General features: G+C 71.6%; 23 protein-coding genes. 13 read left to right on the top strand and 10 right to left on the bottom strand.

Annotation, left to right across the window (positions count from 1 at the left end):
• The first annotated feature begins 157 nt into the window (after window positions 1-157).
• The 6 genes from ACZ7G1_RS35170 (at window position 158) to ACZ7G1_RS35145 (ending at window position 7,552) form a co-directional block, all read left to right on the top strand.
• Window positions 158-2,632 carry a glycoside hydrolase domain-containing protein gene (locus ACZ7G1_RS35170; RefSeq protein ID WP_470879020.1) on the top strand — a complete coding sequence of 825 codons (2,475 nt, stop codon included), beginning with the start codon at window positions 158-160 and terminating at the stop codon, window positions 2,630-2,632.
• Window positions 2,633-2,696: 64 nt separating this feature from the next.
• Window positions 2,697-3,116, top strand: a complete 420-nt coding sequence (locus tag ACZ7G1_RS35165; protein WP_470879022.1) for a hypothetical protein — start codon at window positions 2,697-2,699, stop codon at window positions 3,114-3,116.
• The gene (locus tag ACZ7G1_RS35160) at window positions 3,116-3,802 is read left to right on the top strand and encodes a hypothetical protein (protein WP_470879023.1); all 687 of its coding nucleotides are present in this window, start codon (window positions 3,116-3,118) and stop codon (window positions 3,800-3,802) included. The genes ACZ7G1_RS35165 and ACZ7G1_RS35160 overlap by 1 nt, the downstream gene beginning before the upstream one ends.
• A 195-nt stretch (window positions 3,803-3,997) precedes the next feature.
• Window positions 3,998-6,421: a glycoside hydrolase domain-containing protein gene (locus ACZ7G1_RS35155; protein WP_470879025.1), complete on the top strand. Its 2,424-nt coding sequence runs from the start codon at window positions 3,998-4,000 to the stop codon at window positions 6,419-6,421.
• A 22-nt stretch (window positions 6,422-6,443) separates the two neighbouring features.
• Window positions 6,444-6,893 carry a hypothetical protein gene (locus tag ACZ7G1_RS35150; protein WP_470879026.1) on the top strand — a complete coding sequence of 150 codons (450 nt, stop codon included), beginning with the start codon at window positions 6,444-6,446 and terminating at the stop codon, window positions 6,891-6,893.
• Window positions 6,890-7,552 (top strand): hypothetical protein, encoded by a 663-nt coding sequence (locus ACZ7G1_RS35145; protein WP_470879028.1) that lies wholly within the window; start codon window positions 6,890-6,892, stop codon window positions 7,550-7,552. The genes ACZ7G1_RS35150 and ACZ7G1_RS35145 overlap by 4 nt, the downstream gene beginning before the upstream one ends.
• 50 nt (window positions 7,553-7,602) lie before the next feature.
• Here ACZ7G1_RS35145 and ACZ7G1_RS35140 read toward each other — a convergent pair whose 3' ends face one another.
• Window positions 7,603-8,358, bottom strand: a complete 756-nt coding sequence (locus tag ACZ7G1_RS35140) for an acyltransferase (protein WP_470879030.1) — start codon at window positions 8,356-8,358, stop codon at window positions 7,603-7,605.
• A 131-nt stretch (window positions 8,359-8,489) separates the two neighbouring features.
• Here ACZ7G1_RS35140 and ACZ7G1_RS35135 point away from each other — a divergent pair, with 131 nt between their 5' ends.
• Window positions 8,490-9,017: a gamma carbonic anhydrase family protein gene (locus ACZ7G1_RS35135; protein ID WP_470879032.1), complete on the top strand. Its 528-nt coding sequence runs from the start codon at window positions 8,490-8,492 to the stop codon at window positions 9,015-9,017.
• A 72-nt stretch (window positions 9,018-9,089) separates the two neighbouring features.
• On the opposite strand, the gene ACZ7G1_RS35130 is transcribed toward ACZ7G1_RS35135, so the two are convergent.
• From ACZ7G1_RS35130 to ACZ7G1_RS35120, 3 genes are all read right to left on the bottom strand, one after another.
• Window positions 9,090-9,743, bottom strand: coding sequence for a DedA family protein (locus ACZ7G1_RS35130; RefSeq protein WP_470879034.1), 654 nt, complete (start codon window positions 9,741-9,743; stop codon window positions 9,090-9,092).
• Between the two features lie 66 nt (window positions 9,744-9,809).
• On the bottom strand, window positions 9,810-12,365 hold the full coding sequence (locus ACZ7G1_RS35125; RefSeq protein WP_470879035.1) for a beta-glucosidase: 2,556 nt from the start codon (window positions 12,363-12,365) through the stop codon (window positions 9,810-9,812).
• Window positions 12,366-12,522: 157 nt separating this feature from the next.
• Window positions 12,523-12,960: a DUF4442 domain-containing protein gene (locus tag ACZ7G1_RS35120; protein ID WP_470879149.1), complete on the bottom strand. Its 438-nt coding sequence runs from the start codon at window positions 12,958-12,960 to the stop codon at window positions 12,523-12,525.
• A gap of 97 nt (window positions 12,961-13,057) precedes the next feature.
• Between ACZ7G1_RS35120 and ACZ7G1_RS35115 the strand changes: the two genes are divergently transcribed.
• The gene (locus tag ACZ7G1_RS35115) at window positions 13,058-14,170 is read left to right on the top strand and encodes a DUF8017 domain-containing protein (protein WP_470879036.1); all 1,113 of its coding nucleotides are present in this window, start codon (window positions 13,058-13,060) and stop codon (window positions 14,168-14,170) included.
• A gap of 124 nt (window positions 14,171-14,294) precedes the next feature.
• On the top strand, window positions 14,295-15,617 hold the full coding sequence (locus ACZ7G1_RS35110; RefSeq protein WP_470879038.1) for an MFS transporter: 1,323 nt from the start codon (window positions 14,295-14,297) through the stop codon (window positions 15,615-15,617).
• Here ACZ7G1_RS35110 and ACZ7G1_RS35105 read toward each other — a convergent pair.
• Together ACZ7G1_RS35105 and ACZ7G1_RS35100 are read right to left on the bottom strand one after the other, a co-directional pair.
• Window positions 15,579-16,424, bottom strand: coding sequence for a spermidine synthase (locus tag ACZ7G1_RS35105; protein ID WP_470879040.1), 846 nt, complete (start codon window positions 16,422-16,424; stop codon window positions 15,579-15,581). The genes ACZ7G1_RS35110 and ACZ7G1_RS35105 overlap by 39 nt on opposite strands.
• Window positions 16,425-16,484: 60 nt before the next feature.
• Window positions 16,485-17,237, bottom strand: a complete 753-nt coding sequence (locus tag ACZ7G1_RS35100; protein WP_470879042.1) for a DNA alkylation repair protein — start codon at window positions 17,235-17,237, stop codon at window positions 16,485-16,487.
• Window positions 17,238-17,370: 133 nt separating this feature from the next.
• Between ACZ7G1_RS35100 and ACZ7G1_RS35095 the strand changes: the two genes are divergently transcribed.
• Window positions 17,371-18,123 (top strand): TVP38/TMEM64 family protein, encoded by a 753-nt coding sequence (locus ACZ7G1_RS35095; RefSeq protein WP_470879044.1) that lies wholly within the window; start codon window positions 17,371-17,373, stop codon window positions 18,121-18,123.
• A 21-nt stretch (window positions 18,124-18,144) separates the two neighbouring features.
• Here the strand turns inward: ACZ7G1_RS35095 and ACZ7G1_RS35090 are convergent, their stop codons facing one another.
• Window positions 18,145-19,314, bottom strand: coding sequence for a thiolase family protein (locus ACZ7G1_RS35090; protein ID WP_470879046.1), 1,170 nt, complete (start codon window positions 19,312-19,314; stop codon window positions 18,145-18,147).
• A gap of 157 nt (window positions 19,315-19,471) precedes the next feature.
• Here ACZ7G1_RS35090 and ACZ7G1_RS35085 point away from each other — a divergent pair, with 157 nt between their 5' ends.
• Entirely contained in the window at window positions 19,472-19,933 is a 462-nt protein-coding gene (locus tag ACZ7G1_RS35085) for a winged helix-turn-helix transcriptional regulator (protein WP_470879048.1), read from the top strand.
• Window positions 19,934-20,014: 81 nt separating this feature from the next.
• Window positions 20,015-20,887: an undecaprenyl-diphosphate phosphatase gene (locus ACZ7G1_RS35080; protein WP_470879049.1), complete on the top strand. Its 873-nt coding sequence runs from the start codon at window positions 20,015-20,017 to the stop codon at window positions 20,885-20,887.
• Window positions 20,888-20,892: 5 nt separating this feature from the next.
• On the opposite strand, the gene ACZ7G1_RS35075 is transcribed toward ACZ7G1_RS35080, so the two are convergent.
• Window positions 20,893-21,486, bottom strand: a complete 594-nt coding sequence (locus tag ACZ7G1_RS35075; RefSeq protein ID WP_470879050.1) for a flavin reductase family protein — start codon at window positions 21,484-21,486, stop codon at window positions 20,893-20,895.
• Between the two features lie 81 nt (window positions 21,487-21,567).
• Here ACZ7G1_RS35075 and ACZ7G1_RS35070 point away from each other — a divergent pair, with 81 nt between their 5' ends.
• The gene (locus ACZ7G1_RS35070; protein ID WP_470879051.1) at window positions 21,568-22,011 is read left to right on the top strand and encodes a nuclear transport factor 2 family protein; all 444 of its coding nucleotides are present in this window, start codon (window positions 21,568-21,570) and stop codon (window positions 22,009-22,011) included.
• Between the two features lie 44 nt (window positions 22,012-22,055).
• On the opposite strand, the gene ACZ7G1_RS35065 is transcribed toward ACZ7G1_RS35070, so the two are convergent.
• Window positions 22,056-22,961: a Gfo/Idh/MocA family protein gene (locus ACZ7G1_RS35065; protein WP_470879053.1), complete on the bottom strand. Its 906-nt coding sequence runs from the start codon at window positions 22,959-22,961 to the stop codon at window positions 22,056-22,058.
• Window positions 22,962-23,070: 109 nt separating this feature from the next.
• Window positions 23,071-24,318: an FAD-dependent monooxygenase gene (locus ACZ7G1_RS35060; RefSeq protein WP_470879055.1), complete on the bottom strand. Its 1,248-nt coding sequence runs from the start codon at window positions 24,316-24,318 to the stop codon at window positions 23,071-23,073.
• Window positions 24,319-24,355 lie beyond the last annotated feature (37 nt).

Genomic DNA, 24,355 nt, shown 5'->3' with positions numbered 1-24,355 from the left:
AGGAGAGGAATGGGTGTTCGCGGCCCGTGGCCGGATCCGAAACCCCTTTTCAGCGGCACGGCAACCGGCTTAGGTTCACCTGGCTCTTTCCAGAACTGCCGGCCGTGTCGCGAGGCTTCGCGACCCTGCGCGCGCAGCGGACCGTTGGGGGAATCCCGTGGCTGACGAGAAGGTGCTCGACGCCCAGAAATGGGTCAACGCGACCTACGGCGCCGTGGCCGGCTATGTACGGTGCCCGGAGGACGGCAGGACCGGCTGGTCGACCATGAACTCCTTGATCATGGGCCTCCAGCACGAACTGGGCATCACGCCGGTGGTGGCGAGCTTCGGCCCCACCACGATGGCCAAGGTCCAGGCGCTCGGCGACATCGGCTTCGGCTGGAACCAGAACGCCAACATCGTGCGGATCATCCAGCACGGCCTGTTCTGCAAGGGCTACTGGGGCGCCAACGGCTTCGGCGAGTTCGGCGCGGTCACCACCGAGGCGGTCAAGTCCCTCCGGGTCAACATGGGCCTGCCGGACGGCGGCACCGGGACCGCGGGCGGCCAGGTGACGCCGAAGATCTTCAAGTGCATCCTCAACATGGACGCGTACGTCGTCGTGGCCGGCGGCACCGAGAAGATCCGCAACATCCAGCAGTGGCTCAACAGCCGCTACTGGCAGAAGGACGCCTACTCGATCGGCCCTTGCGACGGCATCTACTCCCGGGACGTACAGAAGTCCCTGGTCATCGCCATCCAGTACGAGCTGGGCCTCACCCCCAGCGGCAACTTCGGCCCCGGCACCCAGGCCGGCCTGCGGTCCCACCCCGTGCGCGAGGGCGACTCCGGCATCTTCGTGGAGCTCTTCACCGCCGCCTGCGTCTTCAACGAGCCGGTGATCCTGCGCGGCCTGGACGACCAGGAGGTCCGGACGACCTTCAAGAGCACCTTCGACTCGAAGACCAAGGAATTCGTCGGGATCTTCCAGGAGTTCGCGCAGCTCTACAAGAAGGGCGACGCCTCCTACGGCGTGGGCGAGTTCGACACCTGGGCGCAGCTCCTGGTCTCCATGGGCAACGCGGACCGCGCGGCGACCGCATCGGACACCCGGTTCGAGATCACGCCCTCCCGGGCCCGCTGGCTGTACGACAACGGCTACCGGATGGTCGGCCGCTATCTGTACGACCCGCCGGGGTCCACCCTCGACAAGGAGATCAAGCCGGGCGAGCTGCAGACCATCTTCGGCGCCGGCCTGCGGGTCTTCCCGATCTACCAGGACAACGCCCGCCAGCTCTCCGACTTCACCTACAGCCAGGGCTTCCAGCACGCCCTCAACGCGCACGAGCTGGCCACCGGCTACGGCTTCAACCGGGGCACCACGATCTACTTCGCCGTCGACTACGACGCCCAGCAGTGGGAGATCGACGGCCAGCCGCAGGGCGTCGTCGCCTACTTCAACGGCGTGGTCGCCGGCCTCGCGAGCAAGGGCAAGAAGTACCTCCACGGTGTGTACGGCTCCCGCAACGTCTGTATCAACGTCACCGCCAAGACCGGTGCGCGCTTCTCCTTCGTCTCCGGCATGTCCTGGGGCTTCTCCGGCAACCTCGGCTACCCGCTGCCCTCGAACTGGGCCATCAACCAGATCAAGGAGTTCAAGGTCACCAACGGCTCCGACGTCTTCGACCTGGACCGGGACGTCTGGCGGGAGAACGGCGAGCCCGGCGTGGGCTCCGTCAACGAGACGGGCGGCCCGGCCGACGGCTACATCGCCTACGTGCAGCGGCTCCTCAACCACGCCAACGCCTACAAGACGGCGAACAACGTCGGCACCAACGCCAGCCGTCTCGTGATGGAGTTCATCCGCCACGAGAAGTACCAGGGCGTGAAGTGGTGGTGGCTCGCGGACAGCTACGACGACGGCTTCGTCGCCTACTGCAAGGCCCGCGGCGAGTCGGTCCTCAACACCTTCACGGACCCCATCACGGGCTACCAGCTCGACGCCACCCACCTGATGGCCACGGCCAACGGCTTCCTGGTCAACTCGGACCCGTCCGACAAGAAGGAAGCCGTGGGCGGCGACATCGCCGGCTGGGGCGGCGACATCATGACCTTCTGGGCGGACTGGCGGAACCACGTCGACGAGTACGCCTCGCCGCTCACGTTCACCCAGGCCAAGCTGGCCATCCCCGGCCAGGTCTCCAGTTTCGGCTACACGGACATGATCGAGGACGTCGACGGTTACCTGCTGGCCAAGCACGTCGACGGCGGCGGGAACATCCTCGACTGGATGAACTCCCACTACAACAACGGCGGCGGTCTGCGACGCTTCCGCAGCCACTTCGACCGGCGCTGGGGCAACGGCACCGACTGCCGCGCCTGCTGCTGGGACGTCCTCGCCGGCCCCGCCGACACCACCGTGAACCTGGCCCGCCTCGCGCTCATCACGGGCGCCGGCGCCGCGCTCCCCGCGGACTACGTCCTGCTGCCGGGCAACACCGAGAAGCTCGCCCTGTTCTGCCAGGGGTTCACCGACCGTCAGCTCTCCCTGATCGGCCTGGAGAACAGCCTGGCCGTCCAGTTCAAGCAGAACCTCGCCACCTACCGCAAGCAGGCGGACCAGCGTGCGGCACAGCGAGGGGCCGAGCGATAGGCGCGACCGCGGCGAGGTGGCGCGATAGGGCCGGTGCGGCACGCGGCGCGTGCAGGCTTGGCCCATGGTGATCCTCCTCCTCCCCCTCCTCATCCCCCTCCTGGCCGGGGTCTTCTTCTGGAGCCGTCCGTTGTTCGCCGGGACATGGCGCCGCAGCCCCGGCTGGTTCGTCTGGAGCGCGTTCCTGCTCCTGGCGGCCACGGGGGTCACGTACCTCGTCGGCTCGCTGGCCGGCGCCTCGCTCGACCCGGAGGAGGCCTGCCACCGGGCGGGCGAGACCTACGACGCGCTCTACCGGAGCGCGAACTTCGAGGAGTACACGCGGTGGTACCCGCTGCACGACAAGTGCAACGCGGGATACGACCTCGTCCCGGCCTGGGTCAACCCGACCCTGGCCGTGCTGCCCGCGCTGGCGGTCCTCTGCCTGGCCTATGCCGTACGACTGGCCGTCGTACGGCGCCGTACCGACAAGAAGGGCACGTGATGAACGATCTGAGCAGGCGCCGTGTGCTCGGCGCCGCCGGCGGTCTGGCCGGGGCCACCGCCCTCGGCCTGCTTGACCTCACCCCGGCGGCGGCCGCCGTCCCGGGCGCCGCGGCCGGCACGGTCCCGAAGCCGACCGACTGGCGCGGCACCCGTTCGGCCAACGGCTGGAAGATCCTCGACGCGGCCGCCGCGCACCCCATCGAGGGCAGCGGTCGCTCCGTCCAGCTGGCCGAGGGCGACGCGGCGACGCTTCTGCTCCATGTCGCCCGCCGCTTCCACTACGAGATCGACGAGCTGCGCGTGGGGGACGTGACGGGCCACTCCACGACCCGCAGGATCCGCCTGCCGCACGAGTCGAACTACCTGTCCGGCACGGCGATATCCATCCGCCGGGACGCCTACCCGCTCGGCGTGGGCGGCGGGCTCTACCCGCACGAGCAGGTCGTGGTGCGGGACATCCTGGCCGAGCTCGACGGCGTCGTCGCCTGGGGCGGCGACCTGGCGACCCCGCAGGAGTCGCACTTCGAGCTGGCTCTCGGGCCGACCCACCCGAAGGTGCGGGGCGTGGCCCGCAAGCTGCGTGAGTGGCGGGACACTCCCGGTGAGGGGGCCGGCTCGATCGACGCGTTCGCACCCGAGCGCCTGGCGACGGTCGCGTCGTTCAGAGCCCGAGGCGCTTCGTAACCGGCACCGTGTGGCCGGAAGATCACTCGTCCCGGCCACCGGGGCATGGATAGATTCGGAATCCGGGAATCCAACACGGGGGCGGAACACGGATTTCTTTTGTGCGGGATCGACCAACCCGCATAGACCGGGGGAAGCGCTGCCGCGCCGACACCACGTCACGTCCGCCCCCGTACGTACGAAAGGAATGAAACTGTGGCGGACGAGCAAGTTCTCCGGGCCCAGAAGTGGGTGAACTCCACTTATGCGGGTGTCGCCGGATACGTGCCGTGCCCCGAGGACGGACGCACGGGCTGGGGGACCATGAACTCCTTGGTCATGGGCCTGCAGAAGGAACTCGGAATCACCCCGGTCGTGGCCTCGTTCGGCCCGACCACCTACTCCAAGTTCGCCGCGCTCGGCGACATCGGCTTCGGGTGGGAGAAGAACCGGAACATCACCGCGATCCTCCAGTTCGCGATGTGGTGCAAGGGATACTGGGCCGTCGAGCCCAAGAGCGAAGGCTGGTTCACCGGCGTCACCCGTGACGCCGTGTCGAAGCTCCGCGGCGACATGGGAATCGGCGGCGCGGGCGTCATCAACGCCAAGGTCGCCAAGGCCCTTCTCAACATGGACGCCTATGTCGTCGTGGCCGGCGGAAGCGACGGAATCCGGACGGTCCAGCAGTGGCTGAACAGCCGTTACTGGACCAAGGACGCCTACAACATCGGGCCCTGCGACGGGATCTACTCCCGCGACGTCCAGAAGTCGCTGATGATCGCCCTCCAGTACGAGCTGGGCATCGCCGCGCCGAACGGCAGTTTCGGCCCCGCGACGCAGGCGGGACTGCGGTCCCACACCCTCTCCGAGGGCGCGTCCGGAGTCTTCGTCCAGCTGTTCTCCGCCGCGTGCCTCTTCAACTCCCCGACTTTCGACGCCACCGGCGACCCCGTCGTCACGACGTGGCGCTCCACGTTCGACTCCAAGCTCGGCGACTGGGTCAGCGTGTTCCAGAAGTTCAACAAGCTCACCGACAACCGCACCGGCGATTACGCGACATGGGCGCAGCTCCTGGTGTCCATGGGCGATCCCGACCGCAAGGCGACCGCGTCGGACACCCGGTTCGAGATCACCGCGTCACGCGCCAAGTGGCTGTTCGACAACGGATACCGGTTCGTCGGACGCTACATTTTCGACCCGCCGGGTTCCACCCTCGACAAGGAGATCAAGCCGGGCGAGCTGGACACCATCTTCCGCGCGGGGCTCAAGGTCTTCCCGATCTATCAGGACAACGCCCGCAAGGTTTCGGACTTCTCCTACACCACCGGTTACCAGCACGGGCTGAACGCCCAGAAGTGTGCCGACGGATACGGCTTCAACCGGGGCACCACGATCTACTTCGCCGTCGACTACGACGCGACCAGCGAGGAGATCGCGAGCGCCATCGTGCCGTACTTCCAGGGCGTGCAGGCGGCCCTCGCCGCCCAGGGCAAGAAGTACACGCACGGCGTCTACGGATCGCGGAACGTCTGCAGCACCGTCAGCGACAAGACGTTCGCCCGGTTCTCCTTCGTCTCCGGCATGTCCTGGGGATTCTCCGGGAACCTCGGTTTCCCCATTCCGCGGAACTGGGCGTTCAACCAGATCAAGGAGTTCAAGGTCACCAACGGCACCGACTCGTTCGACCTGGACAACGACGTCGCCTCCGGGCTCGACGTCGGCGTCTCCTCGGTGAACCAGACGGGCGGCCCTGCGGACGGTTTCATCGCCTATGTCCAGAAGCTGTACGACCTGGCGGGCCAGTACGGCGCCACCGGCCAGAAGCAGAGCCAGCTGGTCATGGAGTACATCCGTCACTCCGCGTACGGCAACAAGGACACGGCCAACAAGCTCGGCTGGTGGTACCTCATCGGCGGCTACGACGGCGGATTCGTCGACTTCTGCAACTCCAAGGGCATGAGCATCACCCAGTTCTTCACCGACCCCTTCACCGGGTACCAGCTCGGCTCCGAGCACATGATGGCCACGGCCAACGCCCACCTGCTGACCGCCCAGCCGGACAACAAGAAGTCCGCCAACGGCGGTGACGTCGGCGGGTGGGCCGGTGACCTGATGACGTTCTGGGCCGACTGGCGCAACTCCGAGCAGCAGTACGCCGATCCGCTGGCGTTCGCCCACGCCAGGCTCGGTGTCCCGGGCGTCTCCTCCTCGTTCGGCTTCAACGACCTCATCGAGGACGCCGACGGGTACCTGCTCGCCCAGGCCGTGCGAGGCGGCAAGAACATCGTCGACGCCATGAAGACCCACTACAACGGTGGTGGCGGTCTGCGCCGCTTCAACAACTACTTCACCGGGCGGTGGGGCAACGCCACGGACTGCAAGACCTCCGCCCATAATGCCCTGACCGCTCTGGACGGAACGCTCTCCGTCGCCCAGGCGTACCTCATCGGCTATGCCGGCGCGGCGTTCCCGGCCGACTACCAGAACCTCCCGGGCGGCTTCGACAAGCTCCAGAGGTTCGAGCAGGGCTTCGTCGACGCGCTGCTCGCCCGCATGGGAATGGAGACGAGCAGCGTGGCGAAGCTCCAGGCGAACCACTCGAACTATCTCAAGGCCGCACGAGCGCGGTCCGCCCGGTAACGATCGGCGAGAACAGCACGGCATGAAACACATCCTCGTACCCCTCGGCGCCCTCCTTCTTCTCGGATGGACGCTGTGGAATCTATGGAACCTCTTCCGCATCGCCGGCGGGCTGCGGGACGGAAAATGGCGGCGCCCCCTGTGGTGGGTGCGCGTGTTCTCCGTCTCGCTCTGCGCCGGACTGATGTCGTGGCTCTGGGGACTTTTCGCGGGAGGCCTCGACACCCGCAAGACCTGCCTCCACATGCGCCACGAGAACTACGACGAGGCCTACCGGAAGGCCCATGCGGAGGAGTTCGGGAAGCTCTTCCCCCTGCACAACAAGTGCAACGCGGACTACGACCTGGTGCCCGCGTGGGTCAACCCGGCCGTCGTGATCTTCACTGTCATCGCCCTGGCCGCACTCGTCGTCCTGCTGCGATTCGCGGTCGCCCGTCTTCTCAGCCCGTCCAGAAAGGAGCACCAGTCATGAACCTGATCGGGCTCTCACGGCGCCGGTTCATCGGCGCCACCTCCGGTGTCGCGATCGCCGCGACGCTGGTCGAGTTCGGCGGGGCCGCCCCGGCCCTGGCCGACAGCCGCACGTGGCAGTCGACGGCGTCAAGCAGCGGCTGGCCCGTCCTCGCCCACGCGAACACCTTCGCCATCGAGGGCAGCGGCCTGCACGTCTCGCTCGCCGACGGCGACGCCGCCACCGTCCTGCTGCACGTGGCCCGGCGATTCCACTACGAGATCGACGCGCTGCGCACCGGCGACGTGCACGGCTGGACCGGCGACCGGGCGGTGGCGGAGCCGTACGAGTCGAACTACCTGTCCGGCAGCGCACTGGCGATCCGCCCCACGTGGTACCCCGTCGGCTCCAAGGGCAACCTGTACCCGAACGAGCTGATCGTCGTCCGGGACATCCTCGCCGAGCTCGACGGCGTCGTGGCCTGGGGCGGCGACTTCACGACGCCGAAGGAGTCCCACTTCGAGATCGCGGTCAAGCCCGGCCACCCGCGTCTGAAGGGGGTCGCCCGCAAGATCGGCGGCTGGAACAGCGGTCCGGGCGACGAGGGCGCGGGCGCGGTCGACGCGTTCGACCCCGAACGCCGGCGCGCGTCCCGCGCGTTCGCCCGGCGTGCCGCGTGACCGGCGCGCGCTTGAGCACGTGACGCGTCGTCAGCGTTCGGAGTGACTCGTCAGGAGGACGTGGTCGTCTGTTCGGCTTCCCAGCCCGCCAGGGCTGCGAGCTGTTCCGGCGTCACGTCCTCCGGGATCGGCTTGGGGGCCGGGGTCCGCAGCGGCGGCTGCCAGCCCTGCTCGGGGTCCCAGCTGCGGACGACCCGGGCGGGCGCGCCCGCGACCACCGAGTGGTCGGGCACCTCGCCGCGGACGACCGCGCCCGCCGCGACGACCACGTTCCGGCCGAGCCGCGCGCCGGGAAGGATCACGGAGCCGGTGCCGAGCCAGCAGCCGGGGCCGATGGAGACGGGCTCGGAGCGGGGCCACTGGCGGCCGACGGGCTCGTCCGGGTCGTCGTAGCTGTGGTTGGTCGAGGTGATGTAGACGTACGGCCCGCAGTAGGTGTCGGAGCCGATGGTCACCCGCGCGTCGGCGATGACGTGGCTGCCGCGGCCGAGGACGACACCGTCGCCGAGGGTCAGGACGGTGTCCGCGCCGAGGTCGAGGTCCGGCAGCATGCCCGCCGTCAGCGTGACCTGCTCGGCGATGATGCAGCACTCGCCGATCTCGATCCACTGCTCGCCGAAGACCGTGCCCTGCGGGAACGCGAGCCGGGTGCCCGCGCCGAGCCGGCGGAACCGCAGCCGTCCCGGCTGCTCGGCGGTGACGGAGCCCGCCTGCTGCACCCAGCGCCAGCCGCCCTGCACGGCGCGGGCGAGGACCCGGCGTCGCCAGGCGGCGAGGGAGGAGAACGTGTTTCTGTTCCTGGGCACCCGGCCACCGTAGTCGGCGCCGTCCTGCCTGATCACCGCGGTGCGCTGTGATGTCCGTCATGAGCACGCAATAGGCTGCGGGCGGGAGTGTCCCCGGGCGCGACACGACGGCTGACGATCAGGAGCGAACCATGACAGAGGCGTTGATCAAGGGTGTGGGCGGCAAGGAGCCGCTGATCGACCCGACCGCGTTCACCGCCCCGACCTCCGTGGTGCTCGGCGAGGTCACGCTCGGCGCCCGAGCCAGCGTCTGGTACCACGCGGTGCTGCGGGCGGACTGCGGGCCCATCGCGATCGGCGAGGACTCGAACATCCAGGACAACAGCACCGTGCACGTCGACCCCGGTTTCCCCGTCTCCATCGGCGACCGGGTGACCGTCGGCCACAACGCGACCGTGCACGGCTGCGTCATCGAGGACGACGTGCTGGTCGGCATGGGCGCGACCGTCCTCAACGGCGCGCGGATCGGCGCCGGCTCCCTCGTCGCCGCCCAGGCGCTGGTCCCGCAGGGCATGCAGATCCCGCCGGGCTCCCTGGTCGCGGGCGTGCCGGCGAAGGTGCGCCGCCCGCTCACCGACGAGGAGAAGGAGGGCATCAAGCTGAACGCCGAGATGTACCTGCTGCTCGCCAAGGGCCACGCCGAGGCCTTCGACGCCTGAGCCCGGCCCCCCTACGCGAGGGAGGGCGGCGCCCGTCACCGGGTGCCGCCCTCCTTCGCGTACGACGGGGGCTCAGTCCGCGACCGGGACCGGCTCCGCCTCGGGGGAGTCGGCGCGCTGGGCGGCGGCCTTCTTGGCGCGGTTCTTGACCACGAGCATCGAGGCGATGCCGATGAGGACGGCGAGCACGAGGCCGAGCCAGGAGAAGCGCTTCAGCCAGGCCTCGGCGACGACGCCGACGGAGTAGATGACGGCCGTGGTGCCGCCGGCCCAGAGGATGCCGCCGAAGACGTTGGCGATGAGGAACTTCCAGTACGGCATGTGCAGGACACCGGCGAGCGGGCCGGCGAAGATGCGCAGCAGGGCGACGAAGCGGCCGAAGAACACCGCCCACATGCCCCACTTCTGGAAGGAGCTCTCGGCCAGGGCGATGTTGGCCTCGCTGAAGTGCTTGGGGAACTTCTTCCCGAGCCAGCCGAGCAGCGGCCGGCCGCCCTTGCGGCCGATGGCGTAGCCGATCGAGTCGCCGATGATCGCGCCGGCGGAGGCGCAGGCACCGAGGACGTACGGGTTGATGTCGCCGTGCTGCGAGGCGAGCAGTGCCGAGCTCACGAGCACGATCTCGCCGGGCAGCGGGATGCCCAGGCTCTCCAGACCGATCACCACGCCGACCAGGGCGTAGATCGCCACCGCCGGGATCGTCTCCAGCCATTCCTGCACGTGCAACGCGGTTCCTCCCGTGTCGGCCGCCCGGCGTGCACCGCGTCGGGCACGCCGGGGAAGCCTACCCGGTCAGTACGGACCGACCTCGACCCCGACGGTGAGGCCGGGGTCGGCGGCGGAGGCGCCGACCCGGACCGTACGGCGGCCGGTGCCGAGGACCCAGCCGTGCCGGGCGGTGTCCCAGGAGGACAGGGTGCGGGCGGCGACGTGGACGGTGACCCGGCGCCGCTCGCCGGCCGCGAGTTCGAGGCGCCGGTAGCCGGCCAGGGCGCCGCGCGGCTGGTCGATCCCGAGCGCCGTCAGGTCCGGCGACGGTCCGACGTACACCTGGGCGACCTCGATGCCGGCGCGGCGGCCGGTGTTGCGGACGGTGAAGGTGACGTCGAGCGCGCCGGAGCCGCCGGCCGCCGCGGCGACCGTCAGGTCCTCGTACCGGAACGTGGTGTACGACAGGCCGTGGCCGAACGGGAAGAGCGGGGTGACGCCCTGCGCCTCGTACCAGCGGTGGCCGACGTGCACGCCCTCCCCGTACTCCTCGACTCCGTCCTTGCCCGGGTAGCGGACCGGGTCGCCGGCCGTGGGGTGGCGGTCCTCGGAGGCCGGGAAGGTCTGGGTGAGACGGCCGCCGGGGTCGGCGTCCCCGAAGAGGACGGAGGCGGTCGCCGCCGCGCCCTCCTGGCCCGGGTAGTACATCTGGAGCACGGCGGCCGTCCGCGCCAGCCACGGCATGGTGACGGCCGACGAGGTGTTCAGGACCACGGTGGTACGGGGGTTGGCCGCGGTCACCGCCTCGATCAGGGCCTCCTGGTGGCCGGGCAGGGCGAGGCTCGTCCGGTCCTGGCCCTCGGTGGCGTCCTCGTAGGCGAAGAGCACGACGCTGTGCGCGGCGCGCGCGACCCGAACGGCCTCGGCCACGTCGGCGGCGCGGGTCGCCCCGGTGACGGCCCGGAGCCTGAAGAGCTGCCCGGCGGGGCCGCCGTGGGCGGTGACCTTCAGTTCGTGCGGTCCGGCGGCCAGGCGGAGGGTGGCCCGGCGGACGGTGAGTCCGTCGGCCGCCCGCCCGAGGAGGCCGCCCGCGAAGTACTCGGCGACGCCTTCCCTGACCGGGAACAGTTCGGTGCCGTCGAGGGTGACGGCGGGCCGGGCCCCGCTGTAGTGGACGAGGAAGGTCCACTCGTCGGGGTCGGTGGCGGTGAGGGTGGCCGTACGGCTCCAGGTGGCACCCGCGGCGACCTTGACGCCCGCCAGGTCGACGCCCGGCGTCAGCGGCGGCAGCGGCCGGCCGAAGAGGTCCTCGCCGACGGCGTACGCGACCTCTGCGCCCTCCCCCGCCCGGGTACGGAGGGCGTCCAGCGGGCTCGCGGCCGCGTCGGGGACGACGTGGGCGCTGCCGCCGCCGCTGACGAAGGGCACCGACGCCGTCGGCCCGACGACCGCGAGGGACCCGGCGGCCCGCCCGGTCAGCGGCAGCGCCCCGCGCTCGTTCCGCAGCAGCGTGGCCCCGGCGAGCGCGACCCGCAGGGCGAGCCGGGCGCCCGACGCGGCGTCCCGCTCGGGGCGCGCCCCCTCGTCGAGGAGCCCGAAGCGCTCCCGTACGGACAGGACGCGGCGGACGGCGCGGTCGACGGAGGCCTCGGGGACGCGTCCCGCGCGGACCGCGTCGCGGAGCGCGGCGCCGTAGCGGGAGCCGCCGGGCATCTCCATGTCGAGGCCGGCGTCGAGGGCGCCCGCGGTGGTGTGGACGGCGTCCCAGTCGCTCATCACCCAGCCGTCGAAGCCCCAGCGGTCCCGCAGGATCGCGGTGAGCAGCGTGGCGTTCTCGGCGGCGTGGACGCCGTCGACCTTGTTGTACGCGGCCATGACGGCGCCCGCCCCGGCGGCCACGGCGGCCTCGAAACCGCGCAGTTCGGTCTCGTGGAGGGTCTGCTCGCCGGCGCGGACGTCGACCGAGGCCCGGTCGCGTTCCTGGTTGTTGAGGGCGAAGTGCTTCACGGTGGCGACGAGTCCCTCGGCCTGGACGCCCCTGATCTCCTCGGCGACCAGGTCGGCGGTGAGCAGCGGGTCCTCGGAGAAGGTCTCGAAGTTCCGTCCCGCGTACGGGGTGCGGATCAGATTGGCCATGGGCGACAGGAGTACGTCCTGGCCCAGGGCCCGGCCCTCGCGGCCGACGACCCGCCCGTAGGCGCGGGCGAGGCCGGGGTCGAAGGCGGCGGCGAGCATCACGGGCGCGGGCAGGGCCGTCGCCGCGCTCCGCACCCGGATGCCCGCCGGCCCGTCGGCGAGCCGGAGGGGCGGGATGCCGAGCCGTGGCACGCCGGGCACGTACCCGGCCTGGCCGAGGCTCGCGGGGTCGGCGGCACCGTGCAGGAGCGACACCTTCTCGTCGAGGGTGAGCCGGGCGAGCAGTCCGTCGACCCGCGCGGCCCCCGGCTCCTCGCGGCCCCTTCGGCGGGACGCCGTCGCGGGCCCGGCGGTGGTGGTGAGCGCCACCCCGCCGGTGAGGGCGAGCAGCAGGGCCCGCCGCGAGAGCCGGACACGCGCGCGCGTGGGGCGGCCTTCCCGGTTTTCCGGTGTGGTGGGGCTTTCCGGTGTGCGGGCGGGATCGGGTGACGGTTCGTCGGACACGCGGTGGCTCCTTCGCGCGGGGTGCGGGCCCGGCCGGGTGCGTCCGTGCCCTGAGCGCACTATGCGTGACGGGGTGTCCGATTCCGCGCCGGTGGCCCGGAACGCGGCCGCCCCCGCACCCGAAGGGGGGTGCGGGGGCGGCGCGGGGCGCGGTGGGTCAGGAGTGCGGGCGCAGGGTCCAGACGACCGTCATCTCGCCGGTGACGGCGCCGTCCTCACGGGTGATGTCGATGCGCACGGGGAACTCGGGGCGCTCGCCGGCGTCGAGTTCGGCGACGACCTCGGCGGCGGGGCGGCCGAGGGTGGCGGTCGCGGTGACGACGCCCATGGCCAGCTTCTTGTAGCCGATCTCGGCCTTGACGGCGAGCGGGACCGCGCGGCTCAGCTGGTCGCCGAAGGCGGCGAGGACGATGGCGCCGCTGGCGGACTCGGCCAGGGTGAACATCGCTCCGGCGTGGGGGCCGCCGACGTGGTTGTGGTAGGCGGGCTGGTCCGGCAGGCGCACGACGGCGCGCTCGGCGGTGGTCTCCAGGAACTCCAGGTTGAGGGTTCCGGCCATGGGAACCGTCGCGGCGAGCATCTCGCCGACGGTCATCTGGTCTGCGCTCATGACCGTGATGTTACCCACGAGTAGCAGCCTTGGCCATCCCTCTCGTGGTCCGGCCGCCCCCGCACCTCTATGGTTACTGGCCATGTGGCCAGGACAGCAGCCGCCCGGGGGCGAGCAGAACCCGCAGGACCAGAACCAGAACCCGTACCAGCAGCCGGGGTACCAGCAGCCCAATCCGTACAGCCAGCCGCCGACGCAGCCCGGCTACCCGCAGCAGCCGCCGGCGCAGCCGGGGTATCCGCAGCAGCCGCCGGGGTACCCGCAGCAGGGTTACGGCCAGCCCGGATACAACCAGCCGAACCCGTACCAGCAGCCGACGGTTCCCCAGCAGTACGCGGTGCCGGGTCCGGGTCAGCCCGGCGGCCCCGGCGACGGGAAGAAGAAGACGACGCTCGTGGCGATCGTCGCCGCGACCGCCGTGGTCGTCGCGGCCGGTGTCACCGGTTACCTGGTGCTCGGCAAGGACGACGAGAAGAAGCCGAACGCCGACGACAAGAAGCCGTCGGTGACGGCGACCGCGCCGGGCGACTCCTCCGCGGACCCGACGACCGAGCCCAGCACCTCGCCGTCGATCGAGAACCCGCGTGACGGCGCCGCCCAGCAGCCGACGATCCCCGGCTGGAAGGTCGTCTACAACCCCAAGTACGGCACCCTCTTCGACGTACCGCCCGAGTGGGAGGTGCTGAAGCCGGGGATGATCACCTACTTCGACGACGAGAAGAAGCACGACGGCACCCCGCTCGTCACCATGTCGAGCCCGGCGCGCTTCAAGAGCAAGTGGTGCACCTTCGACACCGACAAGAACGGCACCGAGGAGACCTGGGGCCTGAGCACCGCGGGCACCAAGGGCGGCCAGGGCGCCAAGAACACCTCCGACGCGGCGCGCAGCGAGGCCGGGACGTGGGTGTGGGGCGGTTACGCGCAGCACATGCCGCAGAGCACCATCAAGATCACCAAGCCCGTGCCGTACACGACGAAGTCCGGCCTCACCGGCAGCATGGCGATGGCGACGGCGCCGGGCGTCAAGAAGCGCAACAAGTGCGAGTCCGACGGCAAGTCCATCGCGTTCACCTTCAAGAACGCCGCCGGCGACTTCTCCACCTGGGTGCTCTATGCGGCGGACGGCGTCAAGGACGAACTGCCCGACGCCACCATCAAGCAGATCCTCTCCACGGTCCGGCTCTCCGGTTCCTGACGGACGACCCGTTCCGGCTCGCGACCGGACATAGGTCCGGGCATCGGTCCGGGCATCGGTCCGGGCATCCATCGGTCCGGATATCGGTTTGGCAGGAGGGGGAGGCGGCAGGGATAGTCCCGGGGTGACGAATCCCGCCGACTCCCCCGCCTCCCTCGGCCACACCCCCGGCCGACGCCCCGAGTGGGCAGGCCGGAACTACCTGCTGCTGACCGCCGCCACGATCGTGACCAACCTCGGCGCGAACGGCGCGCTCATCGCCACCACCTGGGCGGTCTTCGACGCCGGCGGCGACCCGGGCGACGTGGGACTCGTCGCGATGGCGCGCTTCCTGCCGCTCGTCCTCTTCCTGCTCATCGGCGGCGCGGTCGCCGACCGCATACCCCGGCACCGGGTGATGGTCGCCGCCAACGTCCTCAACTGCGTCTCGCAGGCCGTCTTCGCCGTCCTCGTCCTCTCCGGCGAGGCGCAGATCTGGCAGATGATGGCGCTCACCGCGCTCTGCGGCACCGGTCAGGCCTTCTTCAACCCGGCGGCCGAGGCCATGCTGATGGCCAGCGTCACCGGCGAACAGGCGAGCCGCGCCTTCGCCGTCTACCGGATGGCCATGCACGGCGCCAGCATCGGCGGCGCCGCCCTCGGCGGCGCCCTGGTCGCGTTCGTCGGCCCCGGCTGGGTCCTCGCGATCGACGCGCTCGCCTTCGCCGTGGCGGGTGGCCTCCGCGCGTTCCTCGACGTGCGCGGCATCCCGGAGCGCGCCCCGAGCGGCGGTCTCTTCGCCGATCTGCGGGAGGGCTGGCAGGAGTTCATCGGCCGCCCCTGGCTGTGGTCGATCGTCGCCCAGTTCTCCGTCGTGGTGGCGCTGATCGGCGCGGTCGAGGCGGTGCTCGGCCCGCTGGTCGCCCGCGACCAGCTCGGCGGCTCGCGCCCCTGGGGCCTCGCGCTCGCCGCGTACGGCGTGGGGACCGTCGCCGGGGCCGTCCTGATGACCCGGTGGAAGCCGCGCCGGCTGCTGTTCGTGGGAACGCTCTGCGTCTTCCCGATCGCGCTGCCCTCGGCGGCGCTCGCCGTGCCGCTCGACGCGGCGGGCCTGGCCGTCGCGATGTTCGTGAGCGGCGTGGCCATCGAGGTCTTCGGCGTCTCGTGGATGACGACCATGCACCAGGAGATCCCGGAGGAGAAGCTGTCCCGGGTCTCCGCCTACGACTGGTTCGGCTCCACGGCCCTGCTGCCGCTGTCCACCGCCCTCGCGGGCCCGGCCGAGACCGCGTTCGGCCGCAGCGCCTCCCTGTGGGGCGCGGCCGCCCTGATGGTGATCGTCACCGCGCTCGTCCTCCTGGTGCCCGACGTACGGAACCTGGCCCGGCGTACGCCCACGAAGGAGGTCGCGGGGGCGGCCCCGGAGGCCTCAGCCGATGCCGAAAGCGCCGTCCGGGGGAACGGGTGACGGTACGGCTCCGGCGTCGGCGACCGGTTCCGCGTCGCCGGTGAACCGGTCCAGGGTCGTACCGTGCTCCACGCGCGCGGGGAAGGCGTCCGCCGCCGCCCGGCGGGCGAGGTGCGCGGTGTCGATCTCCCGGCCCGAGGCGACGAGGACCGCGTTCCCGAAGCGGCGGCCGCGCAGCACGGCCGGCTCGGCGACGAGCGCGAGCTCGGGGAAGACGGCGGCGAAGGTGGCGATCTGGGAGCGGAGGAACGCGAAGGGCGCCCCGTCGGCCAGGTTGGCGGCGTAGATCCCGCCGGGCCGCAGGACCCGCCGCACCTCGCGCGCGTACTCCACCGACGTGAGGTGCGCGGGCACCCGTGAGCCGCCGAACACATCGCCCACGATCAGGTCGGCCGAGGCGTCGGCCGCCGCCTCCAGCCAGCCGCGGGCGTCCGCTCCGTGCACGGTGACGCCCGAACCCCCGGGCAGCGGCAGGTGTTCGGCGACCAGGTCAAGCAGTCCCCGGTCCGCCTCCACGACGTCCTGCCGCGAACCGGGCCGGGTCACGGAGACGTACCGGGGCAGCGAGAGGCCCCCGCCGCCCAGGTGCAGGACGTCCAGTGGCTCGCCCTCGCCGGCCGCGCCGTCGACGACGTGCGCCAGCCGCCGCGCGTACTCGAACTCCAGGTACGCCGGATCGTCCAGGTCCACGTACGACTGGGGCGCGCCGTCGACCGTCAGGAGCCAGGCCCGCTCCCGGTCCACATCGGGCATGAGGCGCGCGGTGCCCTGGTCGACCTCGCGGATGACGGGAATCTGCTCGTTCACGCCCTCATTGTGCCGCCGCCCGGGCCGGTGCCGTCGGCCGGTCCGGGGGTACGGGGCCGGTCAGAGGTTCTTGAGGGCCTCGCGGACGGAGAGCGGGGAGAGCCGGGACTCGTGCGCGGCGACGAAGGCGCGCACCTCGGCCGGTGCGGTCTTGCCGTACTCCCGCAGGCTCCAGCCGATCGCCTTGCGGAGGAAGAAGTCGGTGTCGGCGGAGCGGCGCAGGCAGTACGAGAACAGCCGCTCGGCGTCGGTGGCGTCCTTGAAGCGGAGCTGGTGCAGGAGCGCGGTGCGCGCGACCCAGAGGTCCCCGTCCTCGATCCACTCGTCCATCCGGGCCGCCAGGGCCGGGTCGGCGGCCACGAGGCCGCCGACGACATGGGCGGCGAGGTGGTCGACGGTGTCCCACCACGACACCGTCGTGACGAGCGTGCGGGCGACGGGCAGGAAACCCGACGAGCAGCGCTTCACATGGCGGCGCAGGTAGTCGACCGCGAAGTAGTGGTACTCCCGCTCCGGCAGCGTGAAGCAGCGCAGGGCGACGGCGGCGCAGTCGCCCTCGTCGGGGCGCGGCGTCCCGTCGAGGACGGTACGGGACAGCGCCCGCCGCTCCGGCGTGCGCACCCCGAGGAAGGGCGCCACCCCCTTCATGTACGCGACCATCTCCTGGGCCCGGAACGGGTTCCCCGCCGCCGGGTAGACCTCGGTGAGCCGCTCCAGGACCGTGTCGGCGAGGACACTGTCCGGCGGTGTGACGCCACCGGGGAGCACGGTGTCGGCGTCGGCGGGGGTCGCGGCGGAGCCGGCGTCGGTCATGGAGCCCTCTCGGTCGCGGCACGTTCCGGGCGGGCCCGGACTGGCAGGACGCGGATCGCGCTCCGGGCGGTGGCCCGGGCGGACATGACGCACATTACGGCGATCATACGGACGCTTCCGTTAGTCTCCCCGAATGCTCGCTCCCGCCCCCCGGCCGCCGGGCTCCCTCGCCGTCCGCTGCTCCCGGGCCCTCCTCTCGCCGCGTTCGCGGCTGTCGCTGCTCGCGCTGCTGCTGCTCTCGGCCGCGGCCCTGGTGGTGCTCTACGAACCACAGCGGCTGCTCGCCTCGGGCTGGCCCCCGCGGACGAGCGGTGCCGGCGCGGTGCTGCTCTTCGGCCTCGCGTACGGGGTGTGCACGGCGGCCTTCGTGCCGCGGCCGGTGCTCAACCTGGCGGCGGGCGCGCTCTTCGGGTCCGCGTTCGGTCTGACGGCCGCGGTCGCGGGTACGGTGCTCGGCGCGGGCATCTCCTTCACGCTCGGGCGGTACCTGGGACAGGACGCCCTGCGGCCGCTGCTGCGCGGCCGCTGGCTGACGGCGGCGGACGGGCAGCTGAGCCGGCACGGCTTCCGCTCGATGCTGGCGATCCGGCTGTTCCCCGGTGTGCCGTTCGCCGCGGCCAACTACTGTGCGGCGATCTCCCGCATGAAGTACCTGCCGTTCCTCCTCGCGACGGCCCTCGGCTCGGTGCCGAACACGGCCGCGTACGTGGTGGCGGGCGCCCAGGCCGGTTCGCCGGGCTCGCCCGCCTTCCTCTTCTCGGCCGGGTTCATCGTGGTGTCCGGCCTCGTCGGCGCGATCGTCGCCTGGCGCAAGCGGCACGGGCTGCGCGCGGCGACGGCTCCCGCTCCCGAACGGGAGCCGGAGCGGGTGGTCACCGCCGCCTGAGCCGCCTCTCCGGGACACCCCCTAGAGCGCCTCGACGATCATCGCGTTGGCGAGGCCGCCCGCCTCGCACATGGCCTGGAGGCCGTAGCGGGCGCCGCGGGCCCGCAGGGCGTGGACGAGGGTGGTGGTGAGGCGGGTGCCGCTGGCTCCGAGGGGGTGGCCGAGGGCGATGGCGCCGCCGTGGACGTTCACCCTGGCCGGGTCGGCGCCGGTCTCCTGCTGCCAGGCGAGGACGACGCCGGCGAAGGCCTCGTTGATCTCGAAGAGGTCGATGTCGGCGAGGTCGAGACCGCTGCGGCGCAGCACCTTCTCGGTGGCGGGGATGACCCCGGTGAGCATGAGCAGCGGGTCGGAGCCGGTGACGGCGAAGCCGTGGAGCCGGGCGAGGGGGCGCAGGCCGAGGCTCCGGGCGGTGTCGGCGGCCATGACGAGCACGGCGGAGGCGCCGTCGTTGGTGGGGCTGCTGTTGCCGGCGGTGACGGACCAGTCGATCTGCGGGAAGCGCTCGGCGAAGCCGGGGTCCTCGAAGGCGGGACGCAGGCCGGCGAGGATCTCGGGGGTGGTCGTGGGGCGCACCGACTCGTCGCGGCGCACGTTCTCGTACGGGACGACCTCCCGGTCGAAGAGTCCGGCCTCCCAGGCGCGGGCCGCCCTGGCGTGGGATTCGGTGGCGAAGGCGTCCATGGCCTCGCGGCGGATGGACCACTTCGCGGCGATGAGCTCGGCGCTGATGCCCTGCGGGACGAGGCCCTCCGGGTAGCGCTCGGCGACGCCGGGTCCGAAGGGGTCGGCGCCGGGCGGCACGTTGGACCACATCGGGACCCGGCTCATGGACTCGACCCCGCAGGCGATGGCGATGTCGTACGCACCTGATTGCACGCCCTGGGCGGCGAAGTGGACGGCCTGCTGCGAGGAGCCGCACTGCCGGTCGACGGTGGTGGCGGGCACCGATTCGGGGAGTCCGGCACCGAGCCAGGCGTAGCGGGTGGTGTTCATGGCCTGCTCGCCGACCTGGTCGACGGTGCCGCCGATCACGTCGTCGACGAGGGCGGGATCGATTCCGCTGCGTTCGACGAGGGCACGCAGGGTGTGCGACAGGAGGGCAACCGGGTGGACGTGGGACAGGGCTCCGCCCGCCTTGCCCTTCCCTATCGGGGTCCGGACGGCTTCGACGATCACGGCGTCACGCATGACAGGCTCCTCGGTTGGAGAACTGGACTGACATGGTTGGAAAACTGGACGAAGACTCATCGGTAACTTAGCCCAGCGAGTTGGATTCTCAAACCCTCCGGCCCCGGTGAGTTCGTTTTCCCAACCCTCCCCTCGGCCACTGCCCTAGGCTGACCCCATGAAGGCCGCCCCCCGCCCCTGCTCGATCGCCGACACCCTCGCGCTCGTCGGCGAGAAGTACGCGCTCCTCGTGCTCCGCGAGGTCACGCTCGGCGTGCACCGCTTCGACCGGATCGCCCGCAACACGGGCGCGCCCCGCGACATCCTCACCGCCCGCCTCAAGCGGCTGGTCGACGCCGGGATCCTGGAGAAGGTGCCGTACAGCGAACGGCCGCTCCGCCACGAGTACCGCGCCACGGCCGCCGGCGAGGAGCTGCAGCCGGTCCTGGTGACCCTGATGGCCTGGGGCGACCGTCACCTCAACGCGGACGCCCGCCCCGTCGTCCTGGAGCACGCGTGCGGCGAGGTCCTCAGCCCCCGTCTCATCTGCGCCCACTGCGGCGGCGAGGCCGACAGGGCGAGTCTCAGCCACCACGTCAGGTCACCCGGCTGGACGACGACAGGCCCCGTGGAGGCCTGATCACCGGGCCGTCATCTTGGGACGGTACGCTGCGGACGACCTTCTGACCGCACACGTACATAACGGGACGGCCCTAGCCCCATGAGTTGGTTCGAATCGTTCATCCTCGGGCTCGTCCAGGGGCTGACGGAGTTCCTTCCCATCTCCTCCAGCGCGCACCTCCGTCTCACGGCCGCCTTCGCCGGCTGGGAGGACCCGGGCGCGGCCTTCACCGCGATCACCCAGATCGGCACGGAGACCGCTGTCCTCATCTACTTCCGCAAGGACATCGCCCGGATCGTCTCGGCCTGGTTCCGCTCGCTGACCGACAAGGCGATGCGCTCCGACCACGACGCCCAGATGGGCTGGCTGGTGATCGTCGGCTCGATCCCGATCGGCGTCCTCGGCGTCACGTTCAAGGACCAGATCGAGGGCCCCTTCCGCGACCTGAGGCTCATCGCGACCACCCTGATCGTCATGGGCATCGTGCTCGGTGTCGCGGACCGGCTGGCCGCCCGCGACGAGATCGGCGGCCGCCACCGCCAGGTCCGGGAGCGCAAGACGCTCAAGGACCTCGGCGTGAAGGACGGCCTCATCTACGGCTTCTGCCAGGCGATGGCCCTCATCCCGGGCGTCTCCCGCTCCGGCGCGACGATCTCCGGCGGCCTCCTGATGGGCTACACCCGCGAGGCCGCCGCACGCTACTCGTTCCTCCTCGCGATCCCGGCGGTCCTCGCCTCCGGCGTCTTCGAGCTCAAGGACGCCGGCGAGGGGCACGTCTCCTGGGGCCCGACGATCTTCGCCACGATCATCGCCTTCGGCGTCGGCTACGCCGTGATCGCCTGGTTCATGAAGTTCATCACCACGAAGTCCTTCATGCCCTTCGTGATCTACCGGATCCTGCTCGGCATCCTGCTCTTCATCCTGGTCGGCACCGACGTCCTCAGCCCCCACGCGGGCGAGTCCGCGGGCTGACGGCCTCAGTCCCGGTAGGGCACCCTGGCGATCTCCTCGATCCCTCCCAGGGTGCCCCACTCGTTTTTGCCGAGGCGGGACAGGGGCCGCATGAGGGTGATCTCGGGGTGGCCGTCGACGAGGACGGACTCGTCGACGGCGGCATGCAGGACACGCCCGAAGACGACGGTCGAGTCGCCGATGCGCAGGGTGCTGTGGAGCTCGCATTCGAGCGCCACGGGGGAAGCGGCGACACGGGGCGGCTTCACCCGCAGGCTCGGCTCGCGTTCGACCCCACAGGCGTCGAACTCGCTCAGGCCACGCGGGAAGTCGGTCGCGGTGGCGTTGATCTGCTCGAAGAGGGCCTGCGGGGCGAGGTTCACGACGAACTCCCCGGTCTCCTCGACGTTGCGCAGCGAGTCCTTGCGGCCGACGGAGGTGAACTGCACGACCGGGGGGTTCACCGAGGCGATGCTGAAGAAGGAGTGCGGGGCGAGGTTGTCCGTGCCGTCGGCGGACGTCGTGGAGACCCAGGCGATCGGCCGGGGGACGACGGTGGCGGTGAGCAGCCGGTAGAAGGAGGGGCCGTCGCTCAGGTCGGGGTCGAAGTTCACGCGCATGTCGGACAGTATGACCGCGCTCCGGAACTCCCCCGGCGCACGCCCCTTGGCCCCGGGCGCCCGCTGCCGGACACTGAGCCGATGACCCAGCGCGTGGACCTCGCGACCCTGATGGACCGACTGGCCGTCGACGACCTGGTCTCCGGGTACGCGGCGGCCGTGGACGACGGCGACTGGCCCGCCTACCGGGCCCTGTTCGGCGCGGGCGGCCGGGCCGACTACCGGGGCTCGGGCGGGATCGAGGGGCCGGTCGCCGAGGTGGCCGACTGGCTCGCGGAGGCGATGACCCTCTTCCCCGTACGCCAGCACCTCATCGTGAACCGGCTCGTCACCTTCCGCGCCCCCGGCGGCTTTCCCCAGCCGGGCGACGAGGCCGACATCCGCGCCGACTACGTCAACCCGATGCGCTTCGCCTCCGGCGAGGACTTCGTCTGCGGCGGCCGCTACGCCTTCACGGCCCGCCGCACCCCCGACGGCTGGCGCCTCCACACGGTCGTCGTCGACGAACGGTGGCGCCGACACTGACAGCGGGACGGCCGGTCGCTCAGGGCGTCCGGCCGAGTGGCCGCTCAGGACGCCTGGACAAGTGCCTCCGTGACGACCCGCTCGCACAGCTCGTGGGTCAGCAGGGCGTCACGGGCACTGAGCACCCGGCCCTCGCGGACGGCGTCGAGGAAGGCGAACACGGCCTGCTCGATGCCGCGCTGACGGGCCACCGGCACCCAGTCGCCGCGCCGCCGGACGGTGGGCTGCCCCTTGTGGTCGATCACCTCGGCGAGGTTGAGGACCTGGCGCTTGGTGTCCTGCCCCGAGACCTCGAGGATCTCCTCGGTCGAGCCGTTCATCCGGTTCATCATGCCGATGGCGGTGAAGCCGTCACCGGAGAGCTGGAGCACGATGTGGTGCAGCAGCCCCTCGCGCATCCGGGCCCGCACGTCGACGTGCTCGACCTCGCCCGGGAGCAGGAAGCGCAGCGTGTCGACGACGTGCACGAAGTCGTCGAGGACGAAGGTGCGGGGGTCCTCGGGCAGGCCGATCCGGTTCTTCTGCATGAGGATCAGGTCGCGCGGGTGGTCCAGGCACTGGGCGTAGCTGGGGGCGAGCCGCCGGTTGAAGCCGACGGCGAGGGAGACCGAGCGCTTCTCGGCGAGCTCCACGATCCGCTCCGAGTCGGCGTACTCGTAGGCGAGGGGCTTGTCGACGTAGGTGGGGACGCCGGCGTCGATGAGCCGGGTGGCGATCTCCGCGTGGGCGGCCGTGGAGGCGTGCACGAAGGCCGCGTCGAGTCCGGCGGAGATCAGCGAGTCGAGGTCCGCGTGGCGCCGGTCCTCGGGCAGGTGCAGGGCGTCGGCCACCCGGTCCAGGGTCGCCCGGGTACGGGTCTGGAGGTGGAGCTCGACGCCCGGGACGGTGCCGAGGACGGGAAGGTAGGCCTTCTGCGCGATGTCGCCGAGTCCGATGCAGCCAACCTTCACGGGGTCTCCCTAGTCGTCGTCCACCACACCCGGCCGCCCTCGGCCGGGCCTGTTCCCGCTGGTCAGCTTACGCGGGGGCGGGTCGCGTCCCCGGCGGTCCTGACCGCGGTCAGGCGCGGGTGCCCGCGTCCCGGCCGGTCCGCTTCGGGTCCTGGGTGCTCGGGGCGGGTTCGACGGGCGGGTGCCAGTCGCAGATGCCGTCGAAGCCGCGCAGGACGAGACCGGGGCCGAAGCGTGAGACCGCGCCGACCAGGGCCGTGCGCAGGGCGACGGCGGGGCGGGCGGAGAGCATGGTGAGGGCGCCGGTGCGGGCGGCCTTGCGGACCAGGGCGGTGGTACGGGGCAGCCGGTCGGCGGTGTAGGCGGCGAGCGCGCCGCTCGGCCGGAAGCGGGGGGCGGAGCCCGCGTGGTGGGCGAGGACGACGGCGTCCTCGATGGCCTGGTTCCCGCCCTGGCCGAGGCTCGGCATCATCGCGTGCGCGGCGTCGCCGAGGAGGGCCACCCGGCCCCGGTGGAAGGCGGGCAGCGGGTCGGGCAGGTGGTGGACGTCGTGCCGCAGCACCTGGTCGGGGGCGACGCCCGCGAGGAGCTCGGGGACGGGGTGGTGCCAGTCGCCGAAGAGCCGCAGCAGTTCTGCCCGTTCGTCGTCGGGCGCGTGGGCGCCGGCGGGGGCCACGGCCATGGCGTACGCGTAGACCCTGCCGTCCTTCAGGGGCTGGCTGCCCCACAGCCGGCCCGCGCCCCAGGTCTCGTGCGGGGCGAAGGCCCGGGCGGGGGCGGGGACGACCACGCGCCAGCTGGTGCTGCCGGAGTACCGGGGGCCGGGGTGTTCGGGGAAGAGCGCCCGTCGGGTCGCCGAGTGGATGCCGTCGGCGGCCAGGACGAGCTCGGCCTCCAGCTCGCTCCGGTCCCCGCCCTGGCTGTCCGTGAGGGATACGCGGGCGGGTCGGTGGTCGTCGCCGGGGTCGGTGACGGTGGCGGCGACGCCGGTACGGACGACGCCTTCGGGGAGGGCCGAGGTGAGGATCTCGACCAGGGTGGCCCGGTGAAGGAGGACGAGCGGCCCGCCGAAGCGGTCGGCCGCCGCCCGGGCGTCGGTGCGGGCGAGCCAGCGTCCGCCGGGCGTGCGCATGCCGCCGTCGCCCTGCCAGGCGGAGAGCGTACGGACGCGGTCGCCGAGGCCGATGACGTCGAGGGCGCGCTGGGCGTTGGGGGCGAGGCCGATGCCGGCGCCGACGGGGGCGAGGCTCGTGGCGCGTTCGAGGACGGTGACGCGCCAGCCGCGCCGGTGCAGGGCGACGGCGGCGGTGAGTCCGCCGATGCCGGCTCCGACGACGACGGCACGGTGCTGTTCCATGGCTGCTCCTCGGATCGGGGGACTACAGGTGTAGTGA

The sequence above is a fragment of the Streptomyces sp. NPDC037273 genome, from assembly GCF_055603625.1.
This window is presented reverse-complemented; position numbering and strand designations above follow the sequence as displayed.

Bases quoted from the DNA above. Each gene is read 5' to 3' on its own strand.
- ACZ7G1_RS35165 (WP_470879022.1), top strand. From the start codon at position 2,697: ATGGTGATCCTCCTCCTCCCCCTCCTCATCCCCCTCCTGGCCGGGGTC.
- ACZ7G1_RS35160 (WP_470879023.1), top strand. From the start codon at position 3,116: ATGAACGATCTGAGCAGGCGCCGTGTGCTCGGCGCCGCCGGCGGTCTG.
- ACZ7G1_RS35150 (WP_470879026.1), top strand. From the start codon at position 6,444: ATGAAACACATCCTCGTACCCCTCGGCGCCCTCCTTCTTCTCGGATGG.
- ACZ7G1_RS35145 (WP_470879028.1), top strand. From the start codon at position 6,890: ATGAACCTGATCGGGCTCTCACGGCGCCGGTTCATCGGCGCCACCTCC.
- ACZ7G1_RS35135 (WP_470879032.1), top strand. From the start codon at position 8,490: ATGACAGAGGCGTTGATCAAGGGTGTGGGCGGCAAGGAGCCGCTGATC.
- ACZ7G1_RS35120 (WP_470879149.1), bottom strand. From the start codon at position 12,960: ATGACCGTCGGCGAGATGCTCGCCGCGACGGTTCCCATGGCCGGAACC.
- ACZ7G1_RS35115 (WP_470879036.1), top strand. From the start codon at position 13,058: ATGTGGCCAGGACAGCAGCCGCCCGGGGGCGAGCAGAACCCGCAGGAC.
- ACZ7G1_RS35100 (WP_470879042.1), bottom strand. From the start codon at position 17,237: ATGACCGACGCCGGCTCCGCCGCGACCCCCGCCGACGCCGACACCGTG.
- ACZ7G1_RS35095 (WP_470879044.1), top strand. From the start codon at position 17,371: ATGCTCGCTCCCGCCCCCCGGCCGCCGGGCTCCCTCGCCGTCCGCTGC.
- ACZ7G1_RS35090 (WP_470879046.1), bottom strand. From the start codon at position 19,314: ATGCGTGACGCCGTGATCGTCGAAGCCGTCCGGACCCCGATAGGGAAG.
- ACZ7G1_RS35085 (WP_470879048.1), top strand. From the start codon at position 19,472: ATGAAGGCCGCCCCCCGCCCCTGCTCGATCGCCGACACCCTCGCGCTC.
- ACZ7G1_RS35080 (WP_470879049.1), top strand. From the start codon at position 20,015: ATGAGTTGGTTCGAATCGTTCATCCTCGGGCTCGTCCAGGGGCTGACG.
- ACZ7G1_RS35075 (WP_470879050.1), bottom strand. From the start codon at position 21,486: ATGCGCGTGAACTTCGACCCCGACCTGAGCGACGGCCCCTCCTTCTAC.
- ACZ7G1_RS35070 (WP_470879051.1), top strand. From the start codon at position 21,568: ATGACCCAGCGCGTGGACCTCGCGACCCTGATGGACCGACTGGCCGTC.
- ACZ7G1_RS35060 (WP_470879055.1), bottom strand. From the start codon at position 24,318: ATGGAACAGCACCGTGCCGTCGTCGTCGGAGCCGGCATCGGCGGACTC.